The 21339-nt window shown below is 71.5% G+C and carries 19 protein-coding genes; 13 read left to right on the top strand and 6 right to left on the bottom strand.

Annotated elements, in window-relative coordinates; all coding sequences use genetic code 11:
* Positions 1-100: 100 nt before the first annotated feature.
* The 4 genes from ilvC (at position 101) to CPH93_RS09605 (ending at position 4662) form a co-directional block, all read left to right on the top strand.
* Positions 101-1099, top strand: coding sequence for a ketol-acid reductoisomerase (ilvC, locus tag CPH93_RS09620; RefSeq protein ID WP_006602924.1), 999 nt, complete (start codon positions 101-103; stop codon positions 1097-1099).
* Between the two features lie 260 nt (positions 1100-1359).
* The gene (gene serA / locus CPH93_RS09615; RefSeq protein WP_093485325.1) at positions 1360-2952 is read left to right on the top strand and encodes a phosphoglycerate dehydrogenase; all 1593 of its coding nucleotides are present in this window, start codon (positions 1360-1362) and stop codon (positions 2950-2952) included.
* A gap of 301 nt (positions 2953-3253) precedes the next feature.
* Positions 3254-3913 (top strand): PRC-barrel domain-containing protein, encoded by a 660-nt coding sequence (locus CPH93_RS09610; protein ID WP_096212535.1) that lies wholly within the window; start codon positions 3254-3256, stop codon positions 3911-3913.
* A gap of 152 nt (positions 3914-4065) precedes the next feature.
* On the top strand, positions 4066-4662 hold the full coding sequence (locus CPH93_RS09605) for a TetR/AcrR family transcriptional regulator (protein WP_096212534.1): 597 nt from the start codon (positions 4066-4068) through the stop codon (positions 4660-4662).
* 96 nt (positions 4663-4758) lie between these two features.
* On the opposite strand, the gene CPH93_RS37250 is transcribed toward CPH93_RS09605, so the two are convergent.
* Both CPH93_RS37250 and CPH93_RS09600 read right to left on the bottom strand, forming a co-directional pair.
* Positions 4759-4890 carry a hypothetical protein gene (locus tag CPH93_RS37250; protein ID WP_269460149.1) on the bottom strand — a complete coding sequence of 44 codons (132 nt, stop codon included), beginning with the start codon at positions 4888-4890 and terminating at the stop codon, positions 4759-4761.
* A 29-nt stretch (positions 4891-4919) separates the two neighbouring features.
* Positions 4920-6269, bottom strand: coding sequence for a PucR family transcriptional regulator (locus tag CPH93_RS09600; protein ID WP_096212533.1), 1350 nt, complete (start codon positions 6267-6269; stop codon positions 4920-4922).
* 263 nt (positions 6270-6532) lie between these two features.
* Between CPH93_RS09600 and CPH93_RS09595 the strand changes: the two genes are divergently transcribed.
* Positions 6533-7459: a proline dehydrogenase family protein gene (locus tag CPH93_RS09595; protein ID WP_093485329.1), complete on the top strand. Its 927-nt coding sequence runs from the start codon at positions 6533-6535 to the stop codon at positions 7457-7459.
* A gap of 236 nt (positions 7460-7695) precedes the next feature.
* Positions 7696-9336 (top strand): L-glutamate gamma-semialdehyde dehydrogenase, encoded by a 1641-nt coding sequence (gene pruA, locus CPH93_RS09590; protein ID WP_096212532.1) that lies wholly within the window; start codon positions 7696-7698, stop codon positions 9334-9336.
* Between the two features lie 70 nt (positions 9337-9406).
* On the opposite strand, the gene CPH93_RS09585 is transcribed toward pruA, so the two are convergent.
* Positions 9407-10063, bottom strand: a complete 657-nt coding sequence (locus CPH93_RS09585) for a Uma2 family endonuclease (RefSeq protein ID WP_093485331.1) — start codon at positions 10061-10063, stop codon at positions 9407-9409.
* A 352-nt stretch (positions 10064-10415) separates the two neighbouring features.
* On the opposite strand from CPH93_RS09585, the gene CPH93_RS37245 reads away from it, so the two are divergent.
* Positions 10416-10547 carry a hypothetical protein gene (locus CPH93_RS37245; RefSeq protein ID WP_006602915.1) on the top strand — a complete coding sequence of 44 codons (132 nt, stop codon included), beginning with the start codon at positions 10416-10418 and terminating at the stop codon, positions 10545-10547.
* Positions 10548-10722: 175 nt separating this feature from the next.
* Here CPH93_RS37245 and CPH93_RS09575 read toward each other — a convergent pair whose 3' ends face one another.
* Positions 10723-12324 (bottom strand): purple acid phosphatase family protein, encoded by a 1602-nt coding sequence (locus CPH93_RS09575; RefSeq protein ID WP_197708746.1) that lies wholly within the window; start codon positions 12322-12324, stop codon positions 10723-10725.
* 130 nt (positions 12325-12454) lie between these two features.
* Here CPH93_RS09575 and CPH93_RS09570 point away from each other — a divergent pair, with 130 nt between their 5' ends.
* Positions 12455-13495, top strand: a complete 1041-nt coding sequence (locus CPH93_RS09570; RefSeq protein WP_096212531.1) for a 3-isopropylmalate dehydrogenase — start codon at positions 12455-12457, stop codon at positions 13493-13495.
* 380 nt (positions 13496-13875) lie between these two features.
* A complete protein-coding gene (locus CPH93_RS09565) occupies positions 13876-14982 on the top strand; it encodes a branched-chain amino acid aminotransferase (protein ID WP_093485334.1) in 1107 nt (368 codons plus the stop codon).
* 85 nt (positions 14983-15067) lie between these two features.
* On the opposite strand, the gene CPH93_RS09560 is transcribed toward CPH93_RS09565, so the two are convergent.
* Complete coding sequence (locus CPH93_RS09560) at positions 15068-16531, bottom strand: cytosine permease (RefSeq protein WP_096212530.1); 1464 nt, start codon at positions 16529-16531, stop codon at positions 15068-15070.
* A 263-nt stretch (positions 16532-16794) separates the two neighbouring features.
* Between CPH93_RS09560 and ureA the strand changes: the two genes are divergently transcribed.
* Genes ureA through CPH93_RS09540 form a run of 4 tightly spaced genes read left to right on the top strand, consistent with a single transcriptional unit; the run spans position 16795 to position 20920 of the window.
* Positions 16795-17499 (top strand): urease subunit gamma, encoded by a 705-nt coding sequence (ureA, locus tag CPH93_RS09555; protein WP_093485336.1) that lies wholly within the window; start codon positions 16795-16797, stop codon positions 17497-17499.
* Complete coding sequence (locus CPH93_RS09550) at positions 17496-19184, top strand: urease subunit alpha (RefSeq protein WP_096212529.1); 1689 nt, start codon at positions 17496-17498, stop codon at positions 19182-19184. The genes ureA and CPH93_RS09550 overlap by 4 nt, the downstream gene beginning before the upstream one ends.
* 43 nt (positions 19185-19227) lie before the next feature.
* Positions 19228-20268, top strand: a complete 1041-nt coding sequence (locus CPH93_RS09545; protein WP_096212528.1) for an agmatine deiminase family protein — start codon at positions 19228-19230, stop codon at positions 20266-20268.
* Between the two features lie 34 nt (positions 20269-20302).
* Positions 20303-20920 carry a TetR/AcrR family transcriptional regulator gene (locus CPH93_RS09540; RefSeq protein WP_093485339.1) on the top strand — a complete coding sequence of 206 codons (618 nt, stop codon included), beginning with the start codon at positions 20303-20305 and terminating at the stop codon, positions 20918-20920.
* Positions 20921-21018: 98 nt separating this feature from the next.
* On the opposite strand, the gene CPH93_RS09535 is transcribed toward CPH93_RS09540, so the two are convergent.
* Complete coding sequence (locus CPH93_RS09535; protein ID WP_231977252.1) at positions 21019-21333, bottom strand: hypothetical protein; 315 nt, start codon at positions 21331-21333, stop codon at positions 21019-21021.
* Between the last annotated feature and the right edge of the window lie 6 nt (positions 21334-21339).

Genomic DNA, 21339 nt, shown 5'->3' with positions numbered 1-21339 from the left:
CGCCGCGGTGCACATGGACCGCATGGCGAGACCCACCGCCCTTCCCCGCCCCGCCCGACGTACTGTGTGGGCACCCGCTAGATCCAAGGAGAGACCCGAAGTGGCCGAGCTGTTCTATGACGACGATGCCGACCTGTCCATCATCCAGAACCGCAAGGTCGCGGTCATCGGCTACGGCAGCCAGGGCCACGCCCACGCGCTGTCGCTGCGTGACTCGGGCGTCGATGTGCGCGTCGGTCTGCACGAGGGCTCCAAGTCCAAGGCCAAGGCCGAGGAGCAGGGCCTGCGCGTGGTCACGCCGGCCGAGGCGGCGGCCGAGGCCGACGTCATCATGATCCTGGTGCCGGACCCGATCCAGGCCAAGGTCTACGAGGAGTCCATCAAGGACCACCTCAAGGACGGCGACGCGCTGTTCTTCGGCCACGGTCTGAACGTCCGCTTCGGCTTCATCAAGGCCCCGGCCAACGTCGACGTGTGCATGGTCGCCCCCAAGGGCCCGGGCCACCTCGTGCGCCGCCAGTACGAAGAGGGCCGCGGCGTGCCGTGCATCGCGGCCGTCGAGCAGGACGCGTCCGGCAAGGCCTTCGCGCTGGCGCTCTCGTACGCCAAGGGCATCGGCGGCACCCGCGCCGGCGTCATCAAGACCACCTTCACCGAGGAGACCGAGACCGACCTGTTCGGTGAGCAGGCCGTGCTCTGCGGTGGCGCCTCGGCGCTGGTCAAGGCCGGCTTCGAGACCCTGGTCGAGGCGGGCTACCAGCCGGAGATCGCGTACTTCGAGTGCCTCCACGAGCTGAAGCTGATCGTGGACCTCATGTACGAGGGCGGCCTGGAGAAGATGCGCTGGTCGGTCTCCGAGACCGCCGAGTGGGGCGACTACGTCACCGGCCCCCGCATCATCACCGACCAGACCAAGGCCGAGATGAAGAAGGTGCTCGCCGAGATCCAGGACGGCACCTTCGCCAACAACTGGATGGCCGAGTACAACGCCGGTCTGCCGAAGTACAACGAGTACAAGAAGGCCGACGAGGACCACCTGCTGGAGACCACGGGCAAGAAGCTCCGCAAGCTCATGAGCTGGGTGGACGACGAGGCGTAAGCCAGGGACAGGGGGTCGCGGCGCAGGCCGTGGCCCCCTCGTCCGTTGCGCCGCGCAGCGGCGCCTTGTCCGCCGCGTAGAACCACGCACGGGTGACCCTTCCGCAGCGGCGCAGGACGAAACCCCCACCGCCACTACACTGCAATGCACAAGCGCGTCAGGCTCACAGCGTCGTGCGTCTTCCACGCGGCTTTCCCCCTTCACCGCCTTCGGCCGTCGGGACGGCCGTCCGCGAAGGACTAGTGAGGACTGAAGACCACGTGAGCTCGAAACCTGTCGTACTCATCGCCGAAGAGCTGTCGCCCGCCACCGTCGACGCCCTCGGGCCGGACTTCGAGATCCGGCACTGCAACGGCGCGGACCGCGCCGAGCTGCTCCCCGCCATCGTCGATGTCGATGCCGTCCTCGTGCGCAGTGCGACGAAGATCGACGCCGAGGCCATCGCCGCCGCCAAGAAGCTGCGGGTCGTCGCCCGCGCGGGCGTGGGCCTGGACAACGTCGACGTCTCCGCCGCCACCAAGGCCGGCGTGATGGTCGTCAACGCCCCGACCTCCAACATCGTCACCGCCGCCGAGCTCGCCTGCGGTCTGCTGGTCGCCACGGCCCGCAACATCCCGCAGGCCAACACCGCCCTGAAGAACGGCGAGTGGAAGCGCAGCAAGTACACCGGCGTCGAGCTCAGCGAGAAGACCCTCGGCGTGGTCGGCCTCGGCCGGATCGGCGTGCTGGTCGCCCAGCGGATGTCGGCGTTCGGCATGAAGGTCGTCGCCTACGACCCCTACGTCCAGCCGGCCCGTGCCGCGCAGATGGGCGTCAAGCTGCTGACCCTCGACGAGCTGCTCGCGGTCTCCGACTTCATCACCGTGCACCTCCCCAAGACGCCCGAGACCGTCGGTCTCATCGGCGACGAGGCGCTGAACAAGGTCAAGCCGTCGGTCCGGATCGTCAACGCCGCGCGCGGCGGGATCGTCGACGAGGCGGCGCTGGCCACCGCGCTCAAGGAGGGCCGGGTGGCCGGCGCGGGCCTGGACGTCTATGCCGTCGAGCCCTGCACGGACTCCCCGCTGTTCGAGTTCGACCAGGTCGTCGCCACCCCGCACCTGGGCGCGTCGACCGGTGAGGCGCAGGAGAAGGCCGGTATCGCGGTCGCCAAGTCGGTGCGGCTCGCGCTCGCCGGTGAGCTGGTGCCGGATGCGGTCAACGTCCAGGGCGGAGTGATCGCCGAGGACGTCAAGCCGGGCCTGCCGCTGGCCGAGCGGCTCGGCCGGATCTTCACCGCGCTGGCCGGCGAGGTCGCGATGCGCCTCGACGTCGAGGTGTACGGCGAGATCACCCAGCACGACGTGAAGGTGCTGGAACTCTCCGCGCTCAAGGGCGTCTTCGAGGACGTCGTCGACGAGACGGTGTCGTACGTCAACGCCCCGCTGTTCGCGCAGGAGCGTGGCGTGGAGGTGCGGCTGACGACCAGCAGCGAGTCGCCCGAGCACCGCAATGTGGTGACCGTGCGCGGCACCCTCGCGGGCGGCGACGAGGTGTCGATCTCCGGCACGCTGGCCGGCCACAAGAACATCCAGAAGATCGTCGCGGTCGGTGAGCACTCCATCGACCTGTCGCTCGCCGACCACATGGCCTTCATGCGCTACAGCGACCGCCCCGGTGTCGTCGGCACCGTCGGCCGGATCCTGGGTGAGGCGGGCATCAACATCGGCGGGATGCAGGTCTCCCGGGCCGATGTCGGTGGCGAGGCGCTGGTCGCGCTGACCGTCGACGACACCATTCCGCCGAACGTGCTCGCCGAGATCGGTGAGGAGATCGGCGCGACCTCGGTGCGCGCCGTGAACCTCGGCGACTGATCGTAGGTTTTCGCAGGTCAACGGGCCCGTATTCCGCTTCGGCGGAGTGCGGGCCCGTTGGCGTGCCGGCATCGTACGGGCGCGGCGGGGGTGCGCGACCCGGCGCCCGGTGATCTCCGATGCGTCCGCCGTTCACCCGAATGGCGTATCGGAGGGCGGGGGCGTGGAGGCCGGAAGCGCCGCCGTGGGACCGCCGTCGCCCCGGGTCGGCGGTCCTCCCGAGTCGCTGCGCAGAGGTGTGCGTCGCGCAATGGGTACTGCGCGTGCCCCGGCCGGTGCGTGCGGAAGGAGAGCGGACGCCATGAATGCACCTCTGGGTGACGCCCCGCAGAGCCTGACCGGTCTGCAGGTGGTCGATGCGGACGGCACGAAGGTGGGCAAGGTCCAGCAGGTCTACCGGGACGATGCCACCAACGAGCCCGAGTGGATCACGGTGCGTACCGGGCTGTTCGGCATGAAGGAGACCTTCATTCCGCTCGCCGGGGCCCGCCGGACCGGCGACGAGCTGCATGTTCCGCACGACAAGCACACCATCAAGGCGGCGCCGCGGATCGACGTCGACGGCCATCTCGACCCTTCCGAGGAAGCCGAGCTCTATCGCCACTACGGGATGCCCCGGCCGGGTGCGTCCGGGGCGGGAGGACCGGAGGACGCCGCCGGGGAGGCGCAGCCGCCCGCCTCCGCCCCGGGTACCGACGCGGCGGGCACGGCGTCCGGTGCGGGCGCGGCCGGAACGAAGGACGCCGGGGCCCGGCCCCCGGCGGGCGGCGGCTCCCCGGGGCGGCCGCCCGGTGAGCGCAACAAGCTGGTCGACGGGCCGCTGGCCGGGGCGGGCGCCGGGACGCGGTCGGGGCCGGGCGGCCCGGACGACAAGGACGCCCGGCGCGGCACGGAGCAGACGCCCGAGACCGACGAGGGCATGGACCCGGGAGAGGGGTCCGGGCCCGACCGGCTCCGGTAACCGGGTGGGGTGCCCCGGGCCGGGGGAGCGGCGGAGGCCGCGGTCGAGCATGCGGCCTCCGCCCGCACATCGTCAGGGCGGCGCGGCGAGTGTGTACGGATGTCTCATACGTACGTCTGGTACGAGCGTATGCGCAGCGATAGGCTCACTTCATGGGACACCGTGAAGATCTCCTGGAGGGCGCCAAACGCTGTCTCCTGGAGAAGGGCTATGCGCGCACCACCGCCCGCGACATCGTGGCCGCCTCCGGCGCCAACCTCGCCTCCATCGGCTACCACTACGGCTCCAAGGACGCCCTGATGCGCCAGGCGGTCGTCGCGTCCACCGAGGAGTGGGGCGCGGGCCTCGCCCGGATGCCGGCCGCCGGCGACGAGGAGGAGCGGGACGCGGACCCGCTGGGCCGGTTCGCCGCGGTCTGGGACCGGGTGCTGCAACGGATCGCCACGGAACCGCAGTTCATCGCCGCACAGGTCGAGGTGCTGGGGCTGCTGCCGCGCGATGCGGGACTGCGCGAGGCCATCGGCGAGGTGCTCCCGGAGGGCGGCGAGGAACTCGTCGCGGCATTCGAAGGGGTGCCGGAGACCGAGGCCGACCCCGAGACGGTGCGCGTCGTCGGCTCCTTCTACCGGGCCCTGCTCACCGGCCTGATGGTCCAGTCGCTGCTCACCCCGGACCGGATGCCCACCGGCCAGGACCTCGCCACGGCGCTGCGCCGGGTCACCACGGGTGAGGTGCCGGGGCCGGCGTGACGTACGGCGGGGCGCCGCCCGGCGCGGACGCGGCCCTCTGCCGGCCGGGCGCACCCGAGTGTCTGCGGGTACGCCCGTTTCCGTGCCGGGGCCGGCTCAGGAGCTGTACGAGACAGTGCACGGGCGGGCGCCGCCCAGGTTGGTGCCGTGGTAGTCGTGCGCGTCCGAGCGGGCGTCGCAGTAACTGGTGCCGTTCCAGAAGGTGAAGCGGACGTCGGTGCATGGCACGCCCCGCGTGGGCGGGCGCCGGGAAAGGCTCACAGCCGTGCCGCCTTGAGCGCCATGTGCAGCAGCAGCCGGTGTTCCCCGTCGCCCAGGTCGAGGCCGGTGAGCTTCTCCACCCGGCCCAGGCGGTAGTAGAGCGTCTGGCGGTGGATGCCCAGCACCTGTGCGGTCCGGCTCGCCTGGCCCGCGCAGTCGAGGAACACCTCGGCGGTGCGGGCGAGTTCGGCGTGTGCGGGGGTGAGCAGCGGGCCGATGACCGGGTCGGGCGCGGTCTTCGGCAGGGTGGTCAGCATGCGGTACGCGCCGATGGCGTCCCACTGGGTGACCGGGCCCAGCCGGGGCTCGGCGCGGACCGCGCGGGCCGCGTCCAGCGCTTCCCGCCAGGTGGCCGGGAGCGCGGTCAACTCGCTGGTGCCGGCGCCGATTCCGGCGGCGCCCGGCCCGAGCGGCGCGAGCTGCCCGGCGCCGCCGCCGGCCGCCGGACCACCGCGCGCCGCCGCCTCGGCCGGGCTCGCGCCCGCGCGCGGGGAGCGCAGCAGATGCTCGGCCACCGCATGGGCCGGGGCGAGCGCCCCGGGCGAGCGCAGCCGTACCAGCGCGGCCAGGGAGGGGACGGCCGCCGCGGGCCGCGGCGGGTCCGTGGCGCCGCTGCCGGGACCGCCGGGCGGGGCGGCCTGCGTCCCGTCCGCGGCCGGGCCGCCTTCCGGGCCGCCGCCCGCGGGCAGGGCGCACGCGGCCAGCAGGCCCGGCAGGCCCGGCAGCGGTGCGGTGTCGGTGTCCGAGGTGTCCCAGGGCAGCACCGCGACCAGGGTGAGCGGGACGCCCGGGGTGAAGCGCAGGCTGTCCCGCAGCGCATCGCGCAGCGCGGCCGCCGCGGCCGGCCGGCCGGCGGCCGGCGCATCCAGCAACTCCCGGAGCAGATCGCCGAGTTCGGACCCGGCGCGGGCCTCGTCGGCCAGCAGGGCGCCGATCCGGGACGCGGTCTCCATCGCCTGCGCGATCCGCGGGTCGGGCGGCGCGCCCCGGCCGCCCAGTTCGAGGTCGGTCAGATGCCCGTCGTCCAGCAGCCAGACATAGCCGTGCACGATGCCCCGATGGCGTACGGGCAGACAGATCCGCCCCTTGAACACGCCGGCGGCCGGGTCCGGCGGGATGCGCAGCGCCGTCTTGGCGCGGGCGATCCCGAACGCCTCGAACCAGGCCCGGACGGCCGCCGACGAGCGGCGCTGCAGGATCGAGCGGGTGCGCACCGGGTCCATGACCTCGTCGTCGCTCTCGTGGGCCCCGAACGCAATCAGACCGAAATCCCGGTCCTCCAGCGTCGCCGGGGCACCGAGTGCCGCCGAGATCTCGTCCACGAGCTGCTGGTAGTCGCCCCGCATCCGCCGCCCGGCTCCTCTCCCTGTAGCCGCCTCACCGGCATCACCGGCACCTTTGGACAACCGTCACACCACGGTCATCCCTGGCATCGTCTCCTTCCCCTCATTCTCATACAACTGTCTGAGATCCTGGCCACGAAGGCGTGACAGCTGTCGATGGCCGCGAAGTGGCGCGATCCTTAAATTTCAGGTGGCTCAATCTTGCCGACGCGTTCGCCCGCTCCGGGGTCCGCCCGGTACTTGTCCCCTGAATCGTGGAGGTGCCCATGCTGGGTCCCGTGCTTCTCGCCGCAGCGCGCAGCGACAGCATCCGCCGCATCGTCGCGGCCGCTCCGGTCACCCGCCCCGTCGTGGACCGGTTCGTCGCCGGCGAGCGCCTGGACGAGTCCATGGCGGCCGTGCGGTCGCTGGCCGCCCGCGGCCTGGAGGTCACCCTCGACCACCTGGGCGAGGACATCACCGACCCGGCCGAGGCGCTGCGCAACCGCGACGCCTACCTCCAGCTGGCCGCGGCCCTCAAGGAGCACGGACTCGGCGTCAAGGCCGAGATGTCGGTCAAGCTGTCCGCTTTCGGGCAGGCGCTGCCCGGCGGCCACGAGCTGGCGCTGAAGAACATCCGGCCGGTGGTCGAGGCCGCCGCCGAGGCCGGTACGACCGTGACCCTCGACATGGAGGACCACACCACGGTCGACTCCACCCTCGCGATCCTCGCCGACCTGCGGGAGCTGTTCCCGCAGACCGGTGCGGTGCTGCAGTCCTACCTGTTCCGCACCGAGGACGACTGCCGTGCGCTCGCCGGGGAAGGCTCCCGGGTGCGGCTGGTCAAGGGCGCGTACAAGGAGCCCGCGAGCGTCGCCTTCCAGGACAAGCGGGAGGTCGACAAGGCGTATGTGCGCTGTCTGAAGATCCTGATGGCGGGGGAGGGCTACCCCATGATCGGGTCGCACGACCCGCGGATGGTGGCCATCGCCCAGGAGCTGGCGCACCGCAACGGGCGCAAGCCGGCCGACTACGAATTCCAGATGCTGTACGGCATCCGCGAGGCGGAGCAGCAGCGGCTGGTCGCCGACGGGCACCGTATGCGGGTGTACATCCCCTATGGCACCGACTGGTACGGATATTTCATGCGCAGGCTCGCCGAGCGCCCCGCGAACCTCGGATTCTTCCTGAGGTCGCTGGCGACCCGGGGCTGACGCATGAGGGGCGGTGACTGTCCGGCTGGGGGTCCGGGGGTTACTCCCCGGGAGATGCAGCCTGAGGTCGCTGGCGACCCGCGGCTGACCTCCCCGCGGAGGGCGGCGTGGGTGGATGCTGGAAGCCCGGGGTGTGCACCCGGACGGCGCCGCCCGCAGCCGCCCACCCGACGCGGCCGCGGCCGCACCACGACGTACGACAACCGACGAGCGAAATCGAAGGAGACACGGCCGCTATGGACGCTGTGACCCAGGTCCCCGTGCCGGTTAACGAGCCGGTCCACACCTACGCACCCGGCAGCCCGGAGCGTTCCCGTCTGGAGGCCAAGCTCAAGGAGCTGGCCGGCAACCCGATCGAGCTGCCGATGACCATCGGCGGTGCCCGCCGGATGGGCGGCGGCGAGCGCTTCGACGTCGTGCAGCCGCACAACCACTCGGCCCGCCTCGGCACGTACGCCAATGCCACGGTCAACGACGCCCAGGACGCGGTCGACGCCGCGCTGGCCGCCGCCCCGGCCTGGCGCGCGCTGTCCTTCGACGACCGCGCCGCGATCATCCTGAAGGCCGCCGACCTGCTCTCCGGCCCCTGGCGCGAGACGCTGGCCGCCGCCACCATGCTCGGCCAGTCCAAGACCGCGCAGCAGGCCGAGATCGACACCCCCTGTGAGCTCATCGACTTCTGGCGCTTCAATGTGCACTTCGCACGCCAGATCCTCGCCGAGCAGCCCCCGGCGAACTCCCCGGGCGTCTGGAACCGCTCGGACCACCGCCCCCTGGAGGGCTTCGTCTACGCGATCACGCCGTTCAACTTCACCGCGATCGCCGGCAACCTCCCGACCGCGCCCGCCCTCATGGGCAACGTCGTGGTCTGGAAGCCGTCCCCCACGCAGACCCTCGCCGCCGTGCTGCTGATGCAGCTGCTGGAGGAGGCCGGGCTGCCCAAGGGCGTCATCAACCTCGTCACCGGCGACGGCAAGGACGTCTCGGAGGTGGCGCTGACCCACCCCGACCTGGCGGGCATCCACTTCACCGGTTCGACCAAGACCTTCCAGCACCTGTGGAAGACGGTCGGCAACAACATCGAGAACTACAAGACCTACCCGCGGCTCGTCGGCGAGACCGGTGGCAAGGACTTCATCGTCGCCCACCCCTCGGCCGACCGCTCCGTGCTGAAGACCGCCATGACCCGTGGCGCCTTCGAGTTCCAGGGCCAGAAGTGCTCCGCGGCCTCCCGGGCCTACGTCCCGGCCTCGCTGTGGAACAGCGGCCTCAAGGAGGAGTTCGCGGCCGAGGTCGACGGCCTGGCCATGGGCGACGTCTCCGACCTGTCGCACTTCATGGGTGCCGTCATCGACGAGCGCTCCTTCGCCAAGAACAAGGCAGCGATCGACCGCGCCAAGGCCGACCCGACGGTCGAGATCGTGGCCGGCGGCACGTACGACGACAGCGAGGGCTACTTCGTCCGCCCGACGGTCCTGGTCTCCACCGACCCGGAGAACGAGATCTTCAAGGACGAGTACTTCGGCCCGATCCTGGGTGTGTACGTCTACGACGACGAGTCCGAAGAGGGCTACGACGCGATGCTCACCCAGATGGAGTCCGCCTCGGCGTACGGCCTGACCGGTTGCGTCATCGCCCAGGACCGTGCCGCGGCCGCCGCGACCTGCGAGAAGCTGCGCTTCGCCGCGGGCAACTTCTACATCAACGACAAGCCGACCGGCGCCGTCGTCGGTCAGCAGCCCTTCGGTGGCGGCCGCGCGTCCGGCACCAACGACAAGGCCGGCGCCAAGCAGAACCTGATGCGCTGGACCTCCACCCGCTCCATCAAGGAGACCTTGGTCCCGCCGACGGACTACCGCTACCCGCACATGGGCTGACCCTCGGGCGGTACGTATGCCGACGGCCCGGCGCCCCTCTTCGGAGGGGCGCCGGGCCGTCGGCGTTGCGTCAGGCGTTGCGTGGAGGGCCGGTGATCGCCTCGCCGATGGTGAAGCCCTTGGCGGGGCCTTCGGGGATGGATACTTCGGTGCCGTACCCGACATGGTGCGCGTTGGTGTAGATCCCGTCGTCGGGACGGGGCGAGGTGAGCACGCTCACGGTCCCGTGGTCGTCGTAGTCGTCGATGAGGACGTAGACCGGGATGCCGGCGCGGGCGTAGGCACGGCGCTTGCGTTCCCGGTCGCGTTCAAGGCCATCGTGGCCCGGAGAGACCACCTCGACGATCAGCTGCACGGCGGAGGCTTTGATGCCGATGCCGTCGTCGGTGATGTGCTCCTCGGGGTCTTCCGGTGCGACGAAGCAATCGGGGATCCATACCTTGCGATCGTGGACGACATTCATGTCCTGGCGTGCCACGTAGTCACTGTCTGCCAGGAACACCACCAACTTGTCCCGCAAGCGGTTGGCGATCTGACCGTGTGCAAAACGTCCGGTGGGCGACACCTCGATGGACCCCTCGATGATCTCGGCGTGGAAGCCCTCGGGGAGTTCCATGGCTTTCCATGCCTGCCACAGGACCTCGTCCAGGTCGGGGCCGTGAGTCGTGGCCTCCGATGTCGTGGTCTCCGACGTCATCACGGGCGCCTCCTGCGCGAGCGCGGTCATGGTGCAGCACCTCCTCCTAAGTGTGGGCGAGCTTGGCCTCGTGGCACAAGCGACACCGCCACGCCAGGGAGGCCTTACGACGCCATGAGCTGCGAATGTCCAGGGATCACTCGTTCGAGCACACCCCCGCCGTCTCAGATAGTAGGAAGCCCAAGTAATTGTGCAGACATCACGGCCGAGCTGTCTTAGCGTTGTAGGAAGCCGAACGTCCCGCTCCATCGAGCGGAGGCGGATGCGGCCCGGTGCACGGCGCAGGTGACCCCTGCGGCGCCGAGGCCCCCGCCCCTTCCGGCCGCTTCTGGATCGACGCTTCCCATTTGTTCTCGGGGCTCTGGCATTGGAGACGTGAATCATGGCCGAGACTGCTGTCCGCAGGACCCGTCACTCCGTCCGGACGACCAACGACGCCGACCGCCGCAACGCGGCGGCCGCCCTCCAGCGTGCCCTCGACCGCCGGGACAACGGCGGCTCCACCGGGCACTGAGATGCTCCGCGTGCGAAGCGGGTCCGTGCTGACCAGGCCGGCCTCGATGCCCTGCCGCTGCTGCTGGCGGATCCGGCTGTCCGTGGCCCGCTGGCTCTTGCTCTCCTGAGCGCCCTGACCGCCCCGCCCGCCCGGGGCGCCCGGATCGCGGGCGCCCCTGCGCGAGCGGACCGGCTCACTGCGAGCGGGTCACCTCGAAGTGGTCGATGCGCTCGCCGGATTCGGCGAGCGCGGTGACCTTCATCCGCGGGCGGTGGCCCGGCGAGACCTCGACGGCGAGGAAGGAGTAGCCGGTGTAGCGGACCCGGGACCACTCCACGGTCTCCTTGGTCTTCACCTGGCCCTTCGACCAGTGGTACGTGTCGACGTGGTCGAGGTCCTTGACGTGGCCCTCGTAGCTGTCCGGCACGGGGAAGTCGTACAGGGCCCGGCCCGCGCCGCCGGCGGTCACGTACACCAGGCCCTCCTGTGCCGTGTCGACGCTCTCGCCGACCGGCATCTTCTTGGTGACCCGGCCGCCCTTGAGCGCATCGGTCCGCTCGTAGACGTGGTTGTGGCCGTTGATGACCAGGTCCACCTGGTGCTTGTCGAACAGCGGCAGCCAGGCCTCGCGCACCGCGCCCTCGGAGGCGTGCGAGTTGGTGGTCGAGAAGGCGCAGTGGTGGAAGAAGACGACGAGGAAGTCGATGCCGTCCGTGCCGCGCAGTTCGGCCAGCCTGCGGTCCAGCCAGCGGGTCTGCCGGCCGCCGGTGTAGCCCTGGTTGGCGGGGATCTCGTACGAGATGTCGTTGGCGTCCAGGGCGACGACCGCGACGTTGCCGTAGGTGAACGAGTAGATGCCGGGGGCGTTTTCGGCGTCCGGGCCGTTGCCGGGCAGCGTCCAGCGGGCGTTCTGGCCGCCGTAGCCGTGGGGGGAGTACCAGGCCTCCATGTCGTGGTTGCCGGTGGTCACCATCCACGGCACGGACTTGGCCACCGACTCGGTCTGGGCGAGGAACTGGTCCCAGACGCGGGCGTCATAGGTGTCGTGCTCGGAGCCGTCGCCGTCCGTGTCCGCGTAGCAGATGTCGCCGGCGTGCAGATGGAAGGACGGGTCCTGGCCCAGGATCAACTGGTCGTTGGCGAGCGCGTGGTAGCTCACGCCCTGGTCACCGAAGGCCGTGAAGACGAACTTCTCGGCCCGGGCCGGGGCGGTGCGGAAGGTGCCGACGGTGGAGAAGTGCCGGGGGCCGGCCGGGTCGAAGCCGTCGTGGCCGACGCCGTAGTAGTACGTCGTCCCCGGCTGCAGCCCGTCCAGTGCGGCGTGCAGGTAGTACTGCTGCACGGCCGGCAGTTTCGCGGACAGCGACGGGGTGTGCAGCGGGCGCACCTCGGCCTCGATCTTGCGCCCCAGGTCCCAGGGCTTCAAACCCACCCGGACGTACGGCCGCTGGACCGCGAGCGGCACCTGCCAGCTCACCCGCATCTGGCTCCTGGGGTCGGCGCCGAAGGCGAGGTGGCGGCCGAAGGGGGCGACGAGGGAGCCGTCGACGGGGGCGGTGGCGGAGGAGGCGAGCAGGGTGGGGGAGGAGGCCTGGGCGGAACCGGACAGCAGACCGGAGCCCGCCACCACTCCCGCGGTGGCGGCCGAGGTGCGCAGCAGGCCCCGGCGGGTCAGCTTCGTACGGAGGTATTCGTGCTGCTCGGGCATGGTCATCCGGGCCGCCAGCTGCTCCGGTATGCCGAGGCGCGGGGTGTGCGAGGGCTGCGGGGCGGCCCCCCGGGCGTTTCCAGTCATGCCGCCGAATGTCGCAGCATGATCCAACCGCCGTGGGGACGAGGGGTGAACGGCAGCTGGCGGGCTGTCCACATGTCCGTATGGCGGACGTTACGTGTCAATCAATGGGACGGGGAGTAGGGTCCGCAGCATGTCTCGCAGCATTCGCCTCGCAGTGATCCCCGGTGACGGTATCGGCCAGGAAGTCGTGGCCCAGGGCCTGAAGGTCCTGACCGCGGTCCTCCCGCAGGACGTCAAGCTGGAAACCAAGGAGTACGACCTCGGTGCCCGGCGATGGCATGCGACCGGTGAGACCCTGCCGGACGAGGAGCTGGAGTCGCTCAAGCAGCACGATGCCCTGCTGCTCGGCGCGATCGGTGACCCGTCCGTGCCGTCCGGTGTGCTGGAGCGCGGGCTGCTGCTCAAGCTCCGCTTCGCCTTCGACCACTTCGTCAACCTGCGGCCGTCGAAGCTGTTCCCGAACACCACCACGCCGCTGGCCGGCCGTCCCGACATCGACTTCGTCGTCGTCCGCGAGGGGACCGAGGGTCCGTACACGGGCAACGGTGGCTCGCTGCGCACCGGCACCCCGGCCGAGGTCGCCACCGAGGTCAGCCTCAACACCGCCTACGGCGTGGAGCGCGTGGTGCGCGACGCGTACGAGCGGGCCAACGCCCGCCCCCGCAAGAAGCTGACGCTGGTGCACAAGAACAACGTGCTGGTGTACGCGGGCCACATGTGGAAGAACATCTTCGACAAGGTCGGCCAGGAGTACCCCGAGGTCACCACCGACTACCTGCACGTCGACGCCGCGACGATCTTCTTCGTCACCCAGCCCGAGCGGTTCGACGTGATCGTCACCGACAACCTCTTCGGCGACATCCTCACCGACCTCGCCGCGGCCGTCACCGGCGGTATCGGCCTGGCCGCCTCCGGGAACATCAACCCGACCGGCGAGTTCCCCTCGATGTTCGAGCCGGTGCACGGCTCCGCGCCGGACATCGCGGGCACCGGCAAGGCCGACCCGACGGCAACGGTCCTCTCGGTCGCCCTGCTGCTGCGCCACCTCGGCTATGCGCCGCAGGCCGCCCGTATCGAGGAGGCCGTCGCGGCCGACCTGGAGGCCCGCGGTGACGCCCCGCGCAGCACCGACGAGATCGGCGACGCCCTCGCCGCACGAGTAGCGGGCTGAGGCCCGCAGCAGCGCACACGCACCACCGCAGCGCCGGGTCGGGACTCACGTCCAGGTCCGGCGCTGTACGTATTGCCCCGCGCGCCGTCGCGGCCCGGCGGGGTGGGACCATCGGACCCGAAGCGCGCACACGGTTCCGGCGGCCAGGACCCACGAGCGATAATCGGACGTGGCATCGCCGCCCGCGAGAACTCGGACGTCCCAGTAACGACCGGTACGTTCAGGTACTGCCGCGAGCGCGGCCGGACAAACCGCACCGGTGCCGCATGGTGGGGGCCGACCCCCTCGCCCCCGGCCGGAGGGCTGGGCCGGTGACGCTCCTCCAGCTCACGCTGGGCGGGGCACCAGGTATCGGAACACGCAGTGAAGGACATGCATTCATGACGACGCCCACGATCGAGCTCAAGCCCTCCTCGCATCCGCTGTCCGACGCGGAGCGGGAGCAGATCCTGGCCGCCCCCGGCTTCGGCCGCCACTTCACCGATCACATGGTGACGATCAAGTGGACCGAGGGCAGAGGCTGGCACGACGGACAGCTCGTGCCCTACGGACCGCTCTCCCTCGACCCGGCGACCAACGTCCTGCACTACGCGCAGGAGATCTTCGAGGGCCTCAAGGCCTACCGCCAGCCCGACGGCACCGTCGCCACCTTCCGCCCCGACGCCAACGCCCGGCGCTTCCAGGCCTCCGCGCGCCGGCTGGCCATGCCGGAGCTGCCCGTCGAGACCTTCATCGAGGCGTGCGACGCGCTGGTCCGGCAGGACCGGGACTGGGTGCCCGCGCACGGCGGCGAGGAGTCGCTCTACCTGCGCCCGTTCATGTTCGCGACCGAGGTCGGCCTGGGCGTGAAGCCCGCCAACGAGTACCTCTTCGTCGTCATCGCCTCGCCGGCCGGTGCCTACTTCCCCGGCGGCGTCCAGCCGGTCTCCATCTGGCTGTCCGAGAACCGGGTGCGGGCCGTCCCCGGCGGCATGGGCGACGCCAAGACCGGCGGCAACTACGCCGCCTCGCTGCTGGCGCAGGCCGAGGCCGCCGCGCAGGGCTGTGACCAGGTCGCCTACCTCGATGCCGTGGAGCACAAGTGGGTCGAGGAACTCGGCGGCATGAACCTGTACTTCGTGTACAAGGACGACTCCGCGAACGGCGTCAAGATCGTCACGCCCACGCTGACCGGCTCGCTGCTCGCCGGGATCACCCGTGACTCCCTGCTGTCCGTCGCCCGCGATCTGGGCTTTGCGTCACAGGAGGACCGGATCTCCATCGGTCAGTGGAAGGCCGACACCGAGAACGGCACCCTCACCGAGGTCTTCGCCTGCGGTACGGCCGCGGTGATCACCCCGGTCGGCACGGTCAAGAGCGCGGGCGGCGAGTGGACCCAGTCCGACGGCGAGCCCGGCAAGGTCACGCTGAAGCTGCGCGAGGCGCTCCTGGACATCCAGCGCGGCATCGCCGAGGACAAGCACGGCTGGATGCACCCCCTGGGCTGATCCGGGCGGAGGCCGCCACCTCCCGCCTTGTCGAGGCCGCCGCCGGCGCGATGCCGGGGCGGCCTCGCGCCATGTCCGGGCCGGTTCAGCCGGCCTCCGCGGGCGCCTGGGGCGCGGCGGCCGGGGCGGCCGGGACGGCGGGCGGCCGGGCGCGTACGGCGGTGACCGGGCGGGGATCCCGGGCGGTGAGGGCCAGGTAGGCGAGGCCGCCGACGGCCGCCGCGAGCAGGAAGCTGAGGTCGATGCCGCCGGTCAGCGGCAGCAGTGGCCCCTGGTAGAAGGGTGTGTCCACGCCCAGGACGCCGACCACCGAGCCCAGCGCCCAGGCGACCGCGGCCCGGACGTGCCAGCCCGCCCGGTACCAGTACACGCCGCCGCGGGCGCGCCGGTTGTAGACCTGCAGTGACTCCGGGTCGTAGGCGCCGCGGCAGCGGACGAAGCCGATCACGGTGATCACCGCCCAGGGCGTGCCGACGGCCGTCATCAGCAGCACGAAGGACGTCATCGCGTCCTGCGCGGCCCACAGGAAGTGACCGGCGTAGACCAGCGCGGTCGACACCGCGGCGACGACATAGGTGGCCTGGGTGCGGGTGGCGCGCGGCAGGATCGCGTCCAGGTCCAGGCCCATGCTGTAGAGCATCAGCCCGGCGTTGCCGACCGAGCCGGCCGAGGCGTTGAGCAGCAGAAATGCCAGGTACCAGAAGGGGGCGCCGGCCACCAGCGGGCCCGCGTAGTCGGTGTCCGCACCGACGGCGAGTGCGGTGAACGTACCGAACAGCTGCGGCACCAGCAGCCCCACCACCAGGCCCAGACAGGTGGCGCCGAAGACCTTCCGGCTGCTGTGCCGGCGCGGGGAGATGTAGCGGCTGTAGTCGCCGAGCAGGGTGATGAACGCGATCGGGCCGCTCAGGCCCGCGGAGACGGCGGCCAGCAGCCAGGTCTGCCAGAAGCCGCCGAGCAGATACGCGCTGCCGTGCGGCGCGGCGGTGGTGAAGGTGCCGGCGTACGCGACGGTGCCGACGGCCAGCAGCACGGTCAGGCCGAGGGCGAGCACCTTGCTCAGCCGCAGCAGCACCCGGTAGCCGTAGACCGCGCCGAGGGCGGTGGCGCCGGCCAGCAGGGCGTAGACCACCGCATAGGCCGCGCCGCCGGACGGCAGCCCGGTGAGCCGGTGCAGCGTGCCGACGACGGCGTCGCCGCCGACCCACAGGGTCAGTGCGGTGTAGCCGAGCGACAGCAGCAGGCCGATGACCGAGCCGATGAGCCGGCCGCGCACCCCGAAGTGGGCGCCGCTGCTGGTGGACAGGTTGGTGGCGCTGCGCAGCGAGACCAGCGCGAGCGGGGCGGTCAGCAGGGTGCCGACGAGGGTGCCGGCCACCAGGGAGGTCACCGAGGGCCAGAAGCCGAGCCCGAAGGAGACCGGGAGCCAGCCGAAGATCACCACGCCGAGGGCGAGGTTCGACCCGAGCAGGATCGAGACGAGATCACGAGGGCCGCTGGTGCGTTCCTCGTCCGGGACGGTGTCGACTCCGCGTTGTTCGATCGGCATGAGGGCTCCCCTGAGAGGCCGGACAACAGTGTGTGGGCGGTGCGGCGCGCTGTCGACGCCGTGCGGGGGCGCGGTCTCCGCGCCGCGGACGCCGAGCGCCCCGGGCGCTTGGCGTGCTGAGATCTTTTAGAGCGGCGCTCTATCGGGCCGCATCTCTAGAACCGCGCTCAATGTCGCCCATCCCTTTACCATCGGTCAATGCTTTCGCCTTGCCGATTTTTCTGGTTAGAGTGTCGCTCTAATCGAGCGGGAGGTGTGACGGGATGCGGTTGACCCCGACGGAACGCGACCGGCTGCTGCTGTTCAGCGCGGCCGGACTGGCACGGGCCCGCCGGGCCCGCGGACTGAAGCTGAATGTGCCCGAGGCGACCGCGTTGATCGCGGACACAGTCTGCGAGGCGGCGCGGGACGGGCGCCGCCTCGCTCAAGCCATCGAGGCGGCACGCAGCGTGCTCGGCCCGGACGATGTGCTGCCGGGCGTGGCCGAGGTCGTCACCGAGGTGCATGTGGAGGCCGTTTTCGACGACGGCTCCCGGCTGGCGGTGGTCAGCGACCCGATCGGGGCCGGCCCGACATCCGGCCGCGGCGACGAGAGGCCCGCACCCGGCGCGGTGCTGCCCGGCCCGGCCGACCCGGAGCCCGCGCCCGCGGTCGTGCTGCCCGTGCGCAACACCGCGACGGTGCCGATCAGCGTCACCTCGCACTTCCACTTCTTCGAGGCCAACCCCCGGCTGGACTTCGACCGCGCGGCCGCGTACGGCATGCGGCTGTGCGTCCCGGCCGGCTCGTCGGTGCGGTTCGACCCCGGCGGCGGCTCGGAGGTCGGTCTGGTCCCGATCGGCGGCGACCGGATCGCGATCGGCTTCGCCGGTCTCGTCGACGGCCCGCTGGACGCACCGGGCGCGAAGTCCGAAGCGCTGCGGCGGGCCGCCGCCTGCGGCTACCTGGGAGCGGAGGAGCAGGCATGACCATCGATCCCCACGAGTACGCGTCGGTGCACGGCCCGCGGGCCGGCGACCGGGTCGTCCTCGGCGACTCGGGCCTGGTCGTCCGGGTCGAGTCCGACGCCCAGAAGCCCGGCGACGAGTTCCTGGCCGGCTTCGGCAAGACCGCCCGCGACGGCCTGCACCTCAAGGCCGCCGCGGTGCGCGAGACCTGCGATGTGGTGATCAGCAACGTGCTGGTCATCGACGCGGTGCAGGGCATCCGCAAGGTGTCCGTCGGCATCCGGGAGGGCCGCATCCACGCGATAGGGCGGGCCGGCAACCCCGACACCCTCGACGGGGTCGATGTCGTCGTCGGCACCGGCACCTCGATCGTCTCCGGCGAGGGCATGATCGCCACCGCGGGTGCCGTCGACACCCATGTCCATCTGCTCTCGCCGCGCGTCATGGAGGCCTCGCTGGCCTCCGGCGTGACCACGATCATCGGCCAGGAATTCGGTCCGGTGTGGGGCGTCGGCGTCAACTCCCCCTGGGCGCTGGGCCATGCCTTCGGCGCCTTCGACGCCTGGCCGGTCAACATCGGCTTCCTCGGGCGCGGCTCGTCCTCGGGGGAGGCCCCGCTGGTCGAGGCGCTCGCCGAGGGCGGCGCCTGCGGCTTCAAGGTGCACGAGGACATGGGGGCGCACGCCCGGGCCCTGGACACCGCGCTGCGGGTCGCCGAGGACCACGACGTCCAGGTCGCCCTGCACAGCGACGGCCTGAACGAATGCCTCACCGTCGAGGACACCCTGCGCGTCCTGGACGGCCGCACCATCCACGCCTTCCACATCGAGGGCTGCGGCGGCGGCCACGTCCCCAACGTCCTGAAGATGGCCGGCGTCCCGAACGTCATCGGCTCCTCCACCAACCCCACCCTGCCCTTCGGACGGGACGCGGTCGCCGAGCACTACGGCATGATCGTCTCGGTCCACGACCTGAAGACCGATCTGCCGGGCGACGCCGCGATGGCCCGCGACCGGATCCGGGCCGGCACGATGGGCGCCGAGGACGTGCTGCACGACCTCGGGGCGATCGGCATCACCTCCTCCGACGCCCAGGGCATGGGCCGCGCGGGCGAGACCGTACGCCGTACGTTCGCGATGGCCGGCAAGATGAAGGCCGAGCTCGGGCCCATGGAGGGCGACGGGGCTCATGACGACAACGCCCGCGTGCTGCGCTACGTCGCCAAGCTCACCCTCAACCCCGCCATCGCCCACGGCCTTTCGCACGAGATCGGGTCCATCGAGGTCGGCAAGATGGCGGACATCGTGCTGTGGAAGCCGCAGTTCTTCGGCGCCAAGCCGCAGCTGGTGCTGAAGTCCGGCTTCCCCGCCTACGGCGTCACCGGCGACCCCAACGCCGCCACCGACACCTGTGAACCCCTGGTGCTCGGGCCGCAGTTCGGGGCGTACGGCGCGACCCCCGCCGAGATATCCGTCGCCTTCGTCGCGCGTGCCGCGGCCGAACAGGGTGGTGACGGGATGCCCACCCGCCGCCGCCGGGTCGCCGTTCGCGGCACCCGCGGGATCGGCCCCGGCGACCTCGTCCACAACTCCCGGCTCGGTCAGGTGCAGGTCGACGGGCGCAGCGGCCTGGTCACCCTCGACGGCGCTCCGATGCGCTCGGAGCCGGCCGATACCGTCTCGCTCTCCCGCCTCTACTTCCTGTGAACCAGCCCGCCTGTCACACCGTTACAGACCCTGAGGACCCCGCATGAACACGCCTGCCGCCGACGGTTTCCGGATGCCCCCCGAGTGGGCCCGCCACGAGCGCACCTGGATGGCCTGGCCCGGCCCCAACCTCACCTTCGGCGAGGAGGGCGGGGAGGCCCTGGCCGCCGCCCGCCGGGCCTGGGCCGCCGTCGCCCGCGCCGTGCGCCGCTTCGAGCCCGTCACCGTCGTCGCCGGCCCCGGCCGGTCCGAGGGGGCCCGGGCGCTCCTCGGCGCGGACATCGACCTCGTCGAACGCCCGCTCGACGACGCCTGGATGCGCGACATCGGCCCCACCTTCCTCACCGACGGACAGGGCCGACTCGCCGCCGCCGACTGGGTGTTCAACGGCTGGGGCGGCCAGGAATGGGCCCGCTGGGACCGCGACGAGAAGATCGGCGCGGAGGTCGCCGCGCTGGCCGGCGCCCGTCGCTACGCCTCCTCGCTGGTCAACGAGGGCGGCGGCCTCCACATCGACGGCGAGGGCACCGTCCTGCTCACCGAGACCGTCCAGCTCGACCCGGGCCGCAACCCGGGCCGGACGCAGGAGGAGGTCGAGGCCGAGATCCACGCCCATCTGGGCACCACCAAGGCGATCTGGCTGCCGCGCGGACTGGCCGCCGACTACGGGCAGTTCGGCACCCGCGGCCATGTCGACATCGTCGCGTCCTTCGCCCGCCCCGGCACCGTCCTCGTCCACACCCAGCCGGATCCCGAGCACCCCGATCACGCAATCTGCGCGGAGACCGTCAAGCTGCTGGGGGCCGCCACCGACGCCCGGGGGCGCCGGCTGGAGGTCGTGGAGGTGCCCGCGCCGACCGTCATCGAGGTGGACGGCGAGCCGGTCGACTACTCCTACATCAACCACTACCTCTGCAACGATGGGGTGGTGCTGTGCGGCTTCGACGACCCGCGCGACGAGGAGGCGGCCGCGCTCTTCCGCCGGCTCTTCCCCGGCCGGACGGTGACCCTCGTGGACGCCCGTACGATCTTTGCAGCGGGTGGCGGTATCCACTGCATCACCCAGCAGCAGCCGATGGCCTGAGCCCAGGCCCGCCCAGCCGACCCCGGAGGTCCCCGTGCCCGGTCCCGCGCGCCGTCCCCGGCGCCGGCTCCACCAGCCCCGCGAGCAGGTCCTGGCCGCGGCGATGGCGACCATCGCCGCGGAGGGCCTGGACCGGCTGACCATGGCCGGACTGGGCCGCGAGGTCGGGATGAGCAGCGGCCACATCCTCTACTACTTCGGCACTAAGGACGAGCTGCTGGTCCAGACCCTCCAGTGGAGCGAGGAGCAGCTCGGCACCGAGCGCCGGGCCGCCCTCTCCCGCCGGGTCCCGGCCCGCGAACGCCTCGACGCCCTGGTCGGCCTCTACCTCCCCGAAGGCCACCGCGACCCGCGCTGGACCCTGTGGCTGGAGGTGTGGAACCGCTCCCAGAACGCCGACGACGAGACCCGGGAGCGCCAGCTCGACCTGGAGCTCGCCTGGCACCGCGATCTGGTGGCACTGCTCGTCGAGGGCGTCTCGAAGGGCGAGTTCCGGCCCGTCGACGCCGAACGCTTCGCCACCCGCACCCGCGCCCTCCTCGACGGCTTCGGCACCCACCTCGTCGTCGGCCTCCCGGGCACGGACCGGGAGCAAGTGCTGGACCATATAAGGGACTTCTTCGACGAGTCGCTGTCCGTCCCGCAGGACTGACCGCCGGGGGCCGGGCGTTGCGGGACGCCCGCGGCACCGCACGCTGCGTGCCGCGCCGGGACCCCGCCCCGTGACGGGACCCCGGCCCGTCCAGCTCCCTACGCCCCCGGCAGGAAGTGGCGTCGGTACATCTCGACGGCCTGCTCCGGCGGGTAGTTCGGCAACGCGCTGACCGCACCGTCCGTCTTGGAGATCACGATGTGCGAGCCGCCCGGATCACGCGGATAGGCGGTGGGGTCCCTGGGCGGGAACACCGGGTACACCAGATAGCCGAGGTCGAATTCGTGGACGTGCAGCGTCGGCTCTTCCCCGTCCGGCCAGATCTGGGGGAAGTGACCCCGGCCGATCTCCAGCGCCTCCTCGGCGCTGGTGGGAATCGGCCGTTGCCCTGCTTGCGGTTGCGGTTCGGACATCTCGCT

Source organism: Streptomyces sp. 2323.1 (assembly GCF_900221035.1).
In the GTDB taxonomy this organism is placed as follows: domain Bacteria; phylum Actinomycetota; class Actinomycetes; order Streptomycetales; family Streptomycetaceae; genus Streptomyces; species Streptomyces sioyaensis.
Note: the sequence above shows the minus strand (reverse complement) of the source record. Positions and strands in the feature narration are given on the sequence as shown.

Excerpts from the sequence above, each read along its gene's own strand:
- CPH93_RS09610 (WP_096212535.1), top strand. The coding sequence starts at position 3,254 with ATGAATGCACCTCTGGGTGACGCCCCGCAGAGCCTGACCGGTCTGCAG.
- CPH93_RS09605 (WP_096212534.1), top strand. The coding sequence starts at position 4,066 with ATGGGACACCGTGAAGATCTCCTGGAGGGCGCCAAACGCTGTCTCCTG.
- CPH93_RS09600 (WP_096212533.1), bottom strand. The coding sequence starts at position 6,269 with ATGCGGGGCGACTACCAGCAGCTCGTGGACGAGATCTCGGCGGCACTC.
- CPH93_RS09595 (WP_093485329.1), top strand. The coding sequence starts at position 6,533 with ATGCTGGGTCCCGTGCTTCTCGCCGCAGCGCGCAGCGACAGCATCCGC.
- pruA (WP_096212532.1), top strand. The coding sequence starts at position 7,696 with ATGGACGCTGTGACCCAGGTCCCCGTGCCGGTTAACGAGCCGGTCCAC.
- CPH93_RS09585 (WP_093485331.1), bottom strand. The coding sequence starts at position 10,063 with ATGACCGCGCTCGCGCAGGAGGCGCCCGTGATGACGTCGGAGACCACG.
- CPH93_RS37245 (WP_006602915.1), top strand. The coding sequence starts at position 10,416 with ATGGCCGAGACTGCTGTCCGCAGGACCCGTCACTCCGTCCGGACGACC.
- CPH93_RS09575 (WP_197708746.1), bottom strand. The coding sequence starts at position 12,324 with ATGACTGGAAACGCCCGGGGGGCCGCCCCGCAGCCCTCGCACACCCCG.
- CPH93_RS09570 (WP_096212531.1), top strand. The coding sequence starts at position 12,455 with ATGTCTCGCAGCATTCGCCTCGCAGTGATCCCCGGTGACGGTATCGGC.
- CPH93_RS09565 (WP_093485334.1), top strand. The coding sequence starts at position 13,876 with ATGACGACGCCCACGATCGAGCTCAAGCCCTCCTCGCATCCGCTGTCC.
- CPH93_RS09560 (WP_096212530.1), bottom strand. The coding sequence starts at position 16,531 with ATGCCGATCGAACAACGCGGAGTCGACACCGTCCCGGACGAGGAACGC.
- ureA (WP_093485336.1), top strand. The coding sequence starts at position 16,795 with ATGCGGTTGACCCCGACGGAACGCGACCGGCTGCTGCTGTTCAGCGCG.
- CPH93_RS09550 (WP_096212529.1), top strand. The coding sequence starts at position 17,496 with ATGACCATCGATCCCCACGAGTACGCGTCGGTGCACGGCCCGCGGGCC.
- CPH93_RS09545 (WP_096212528.1), top strand. The coding sequence starts at position 19,228 with ATGAACACGCCTGCCGCCGACGGTTTCCGGATGCCCCCCGAGTGGGCC.
- CPH93_RS09535 (WP_231977252.1), bottom strand. The coding sequence starts at position 21,333 with ATGTCCGAACCGCAACCGCAAGCAGGGCAACGGCCGATTCCCACCAGC.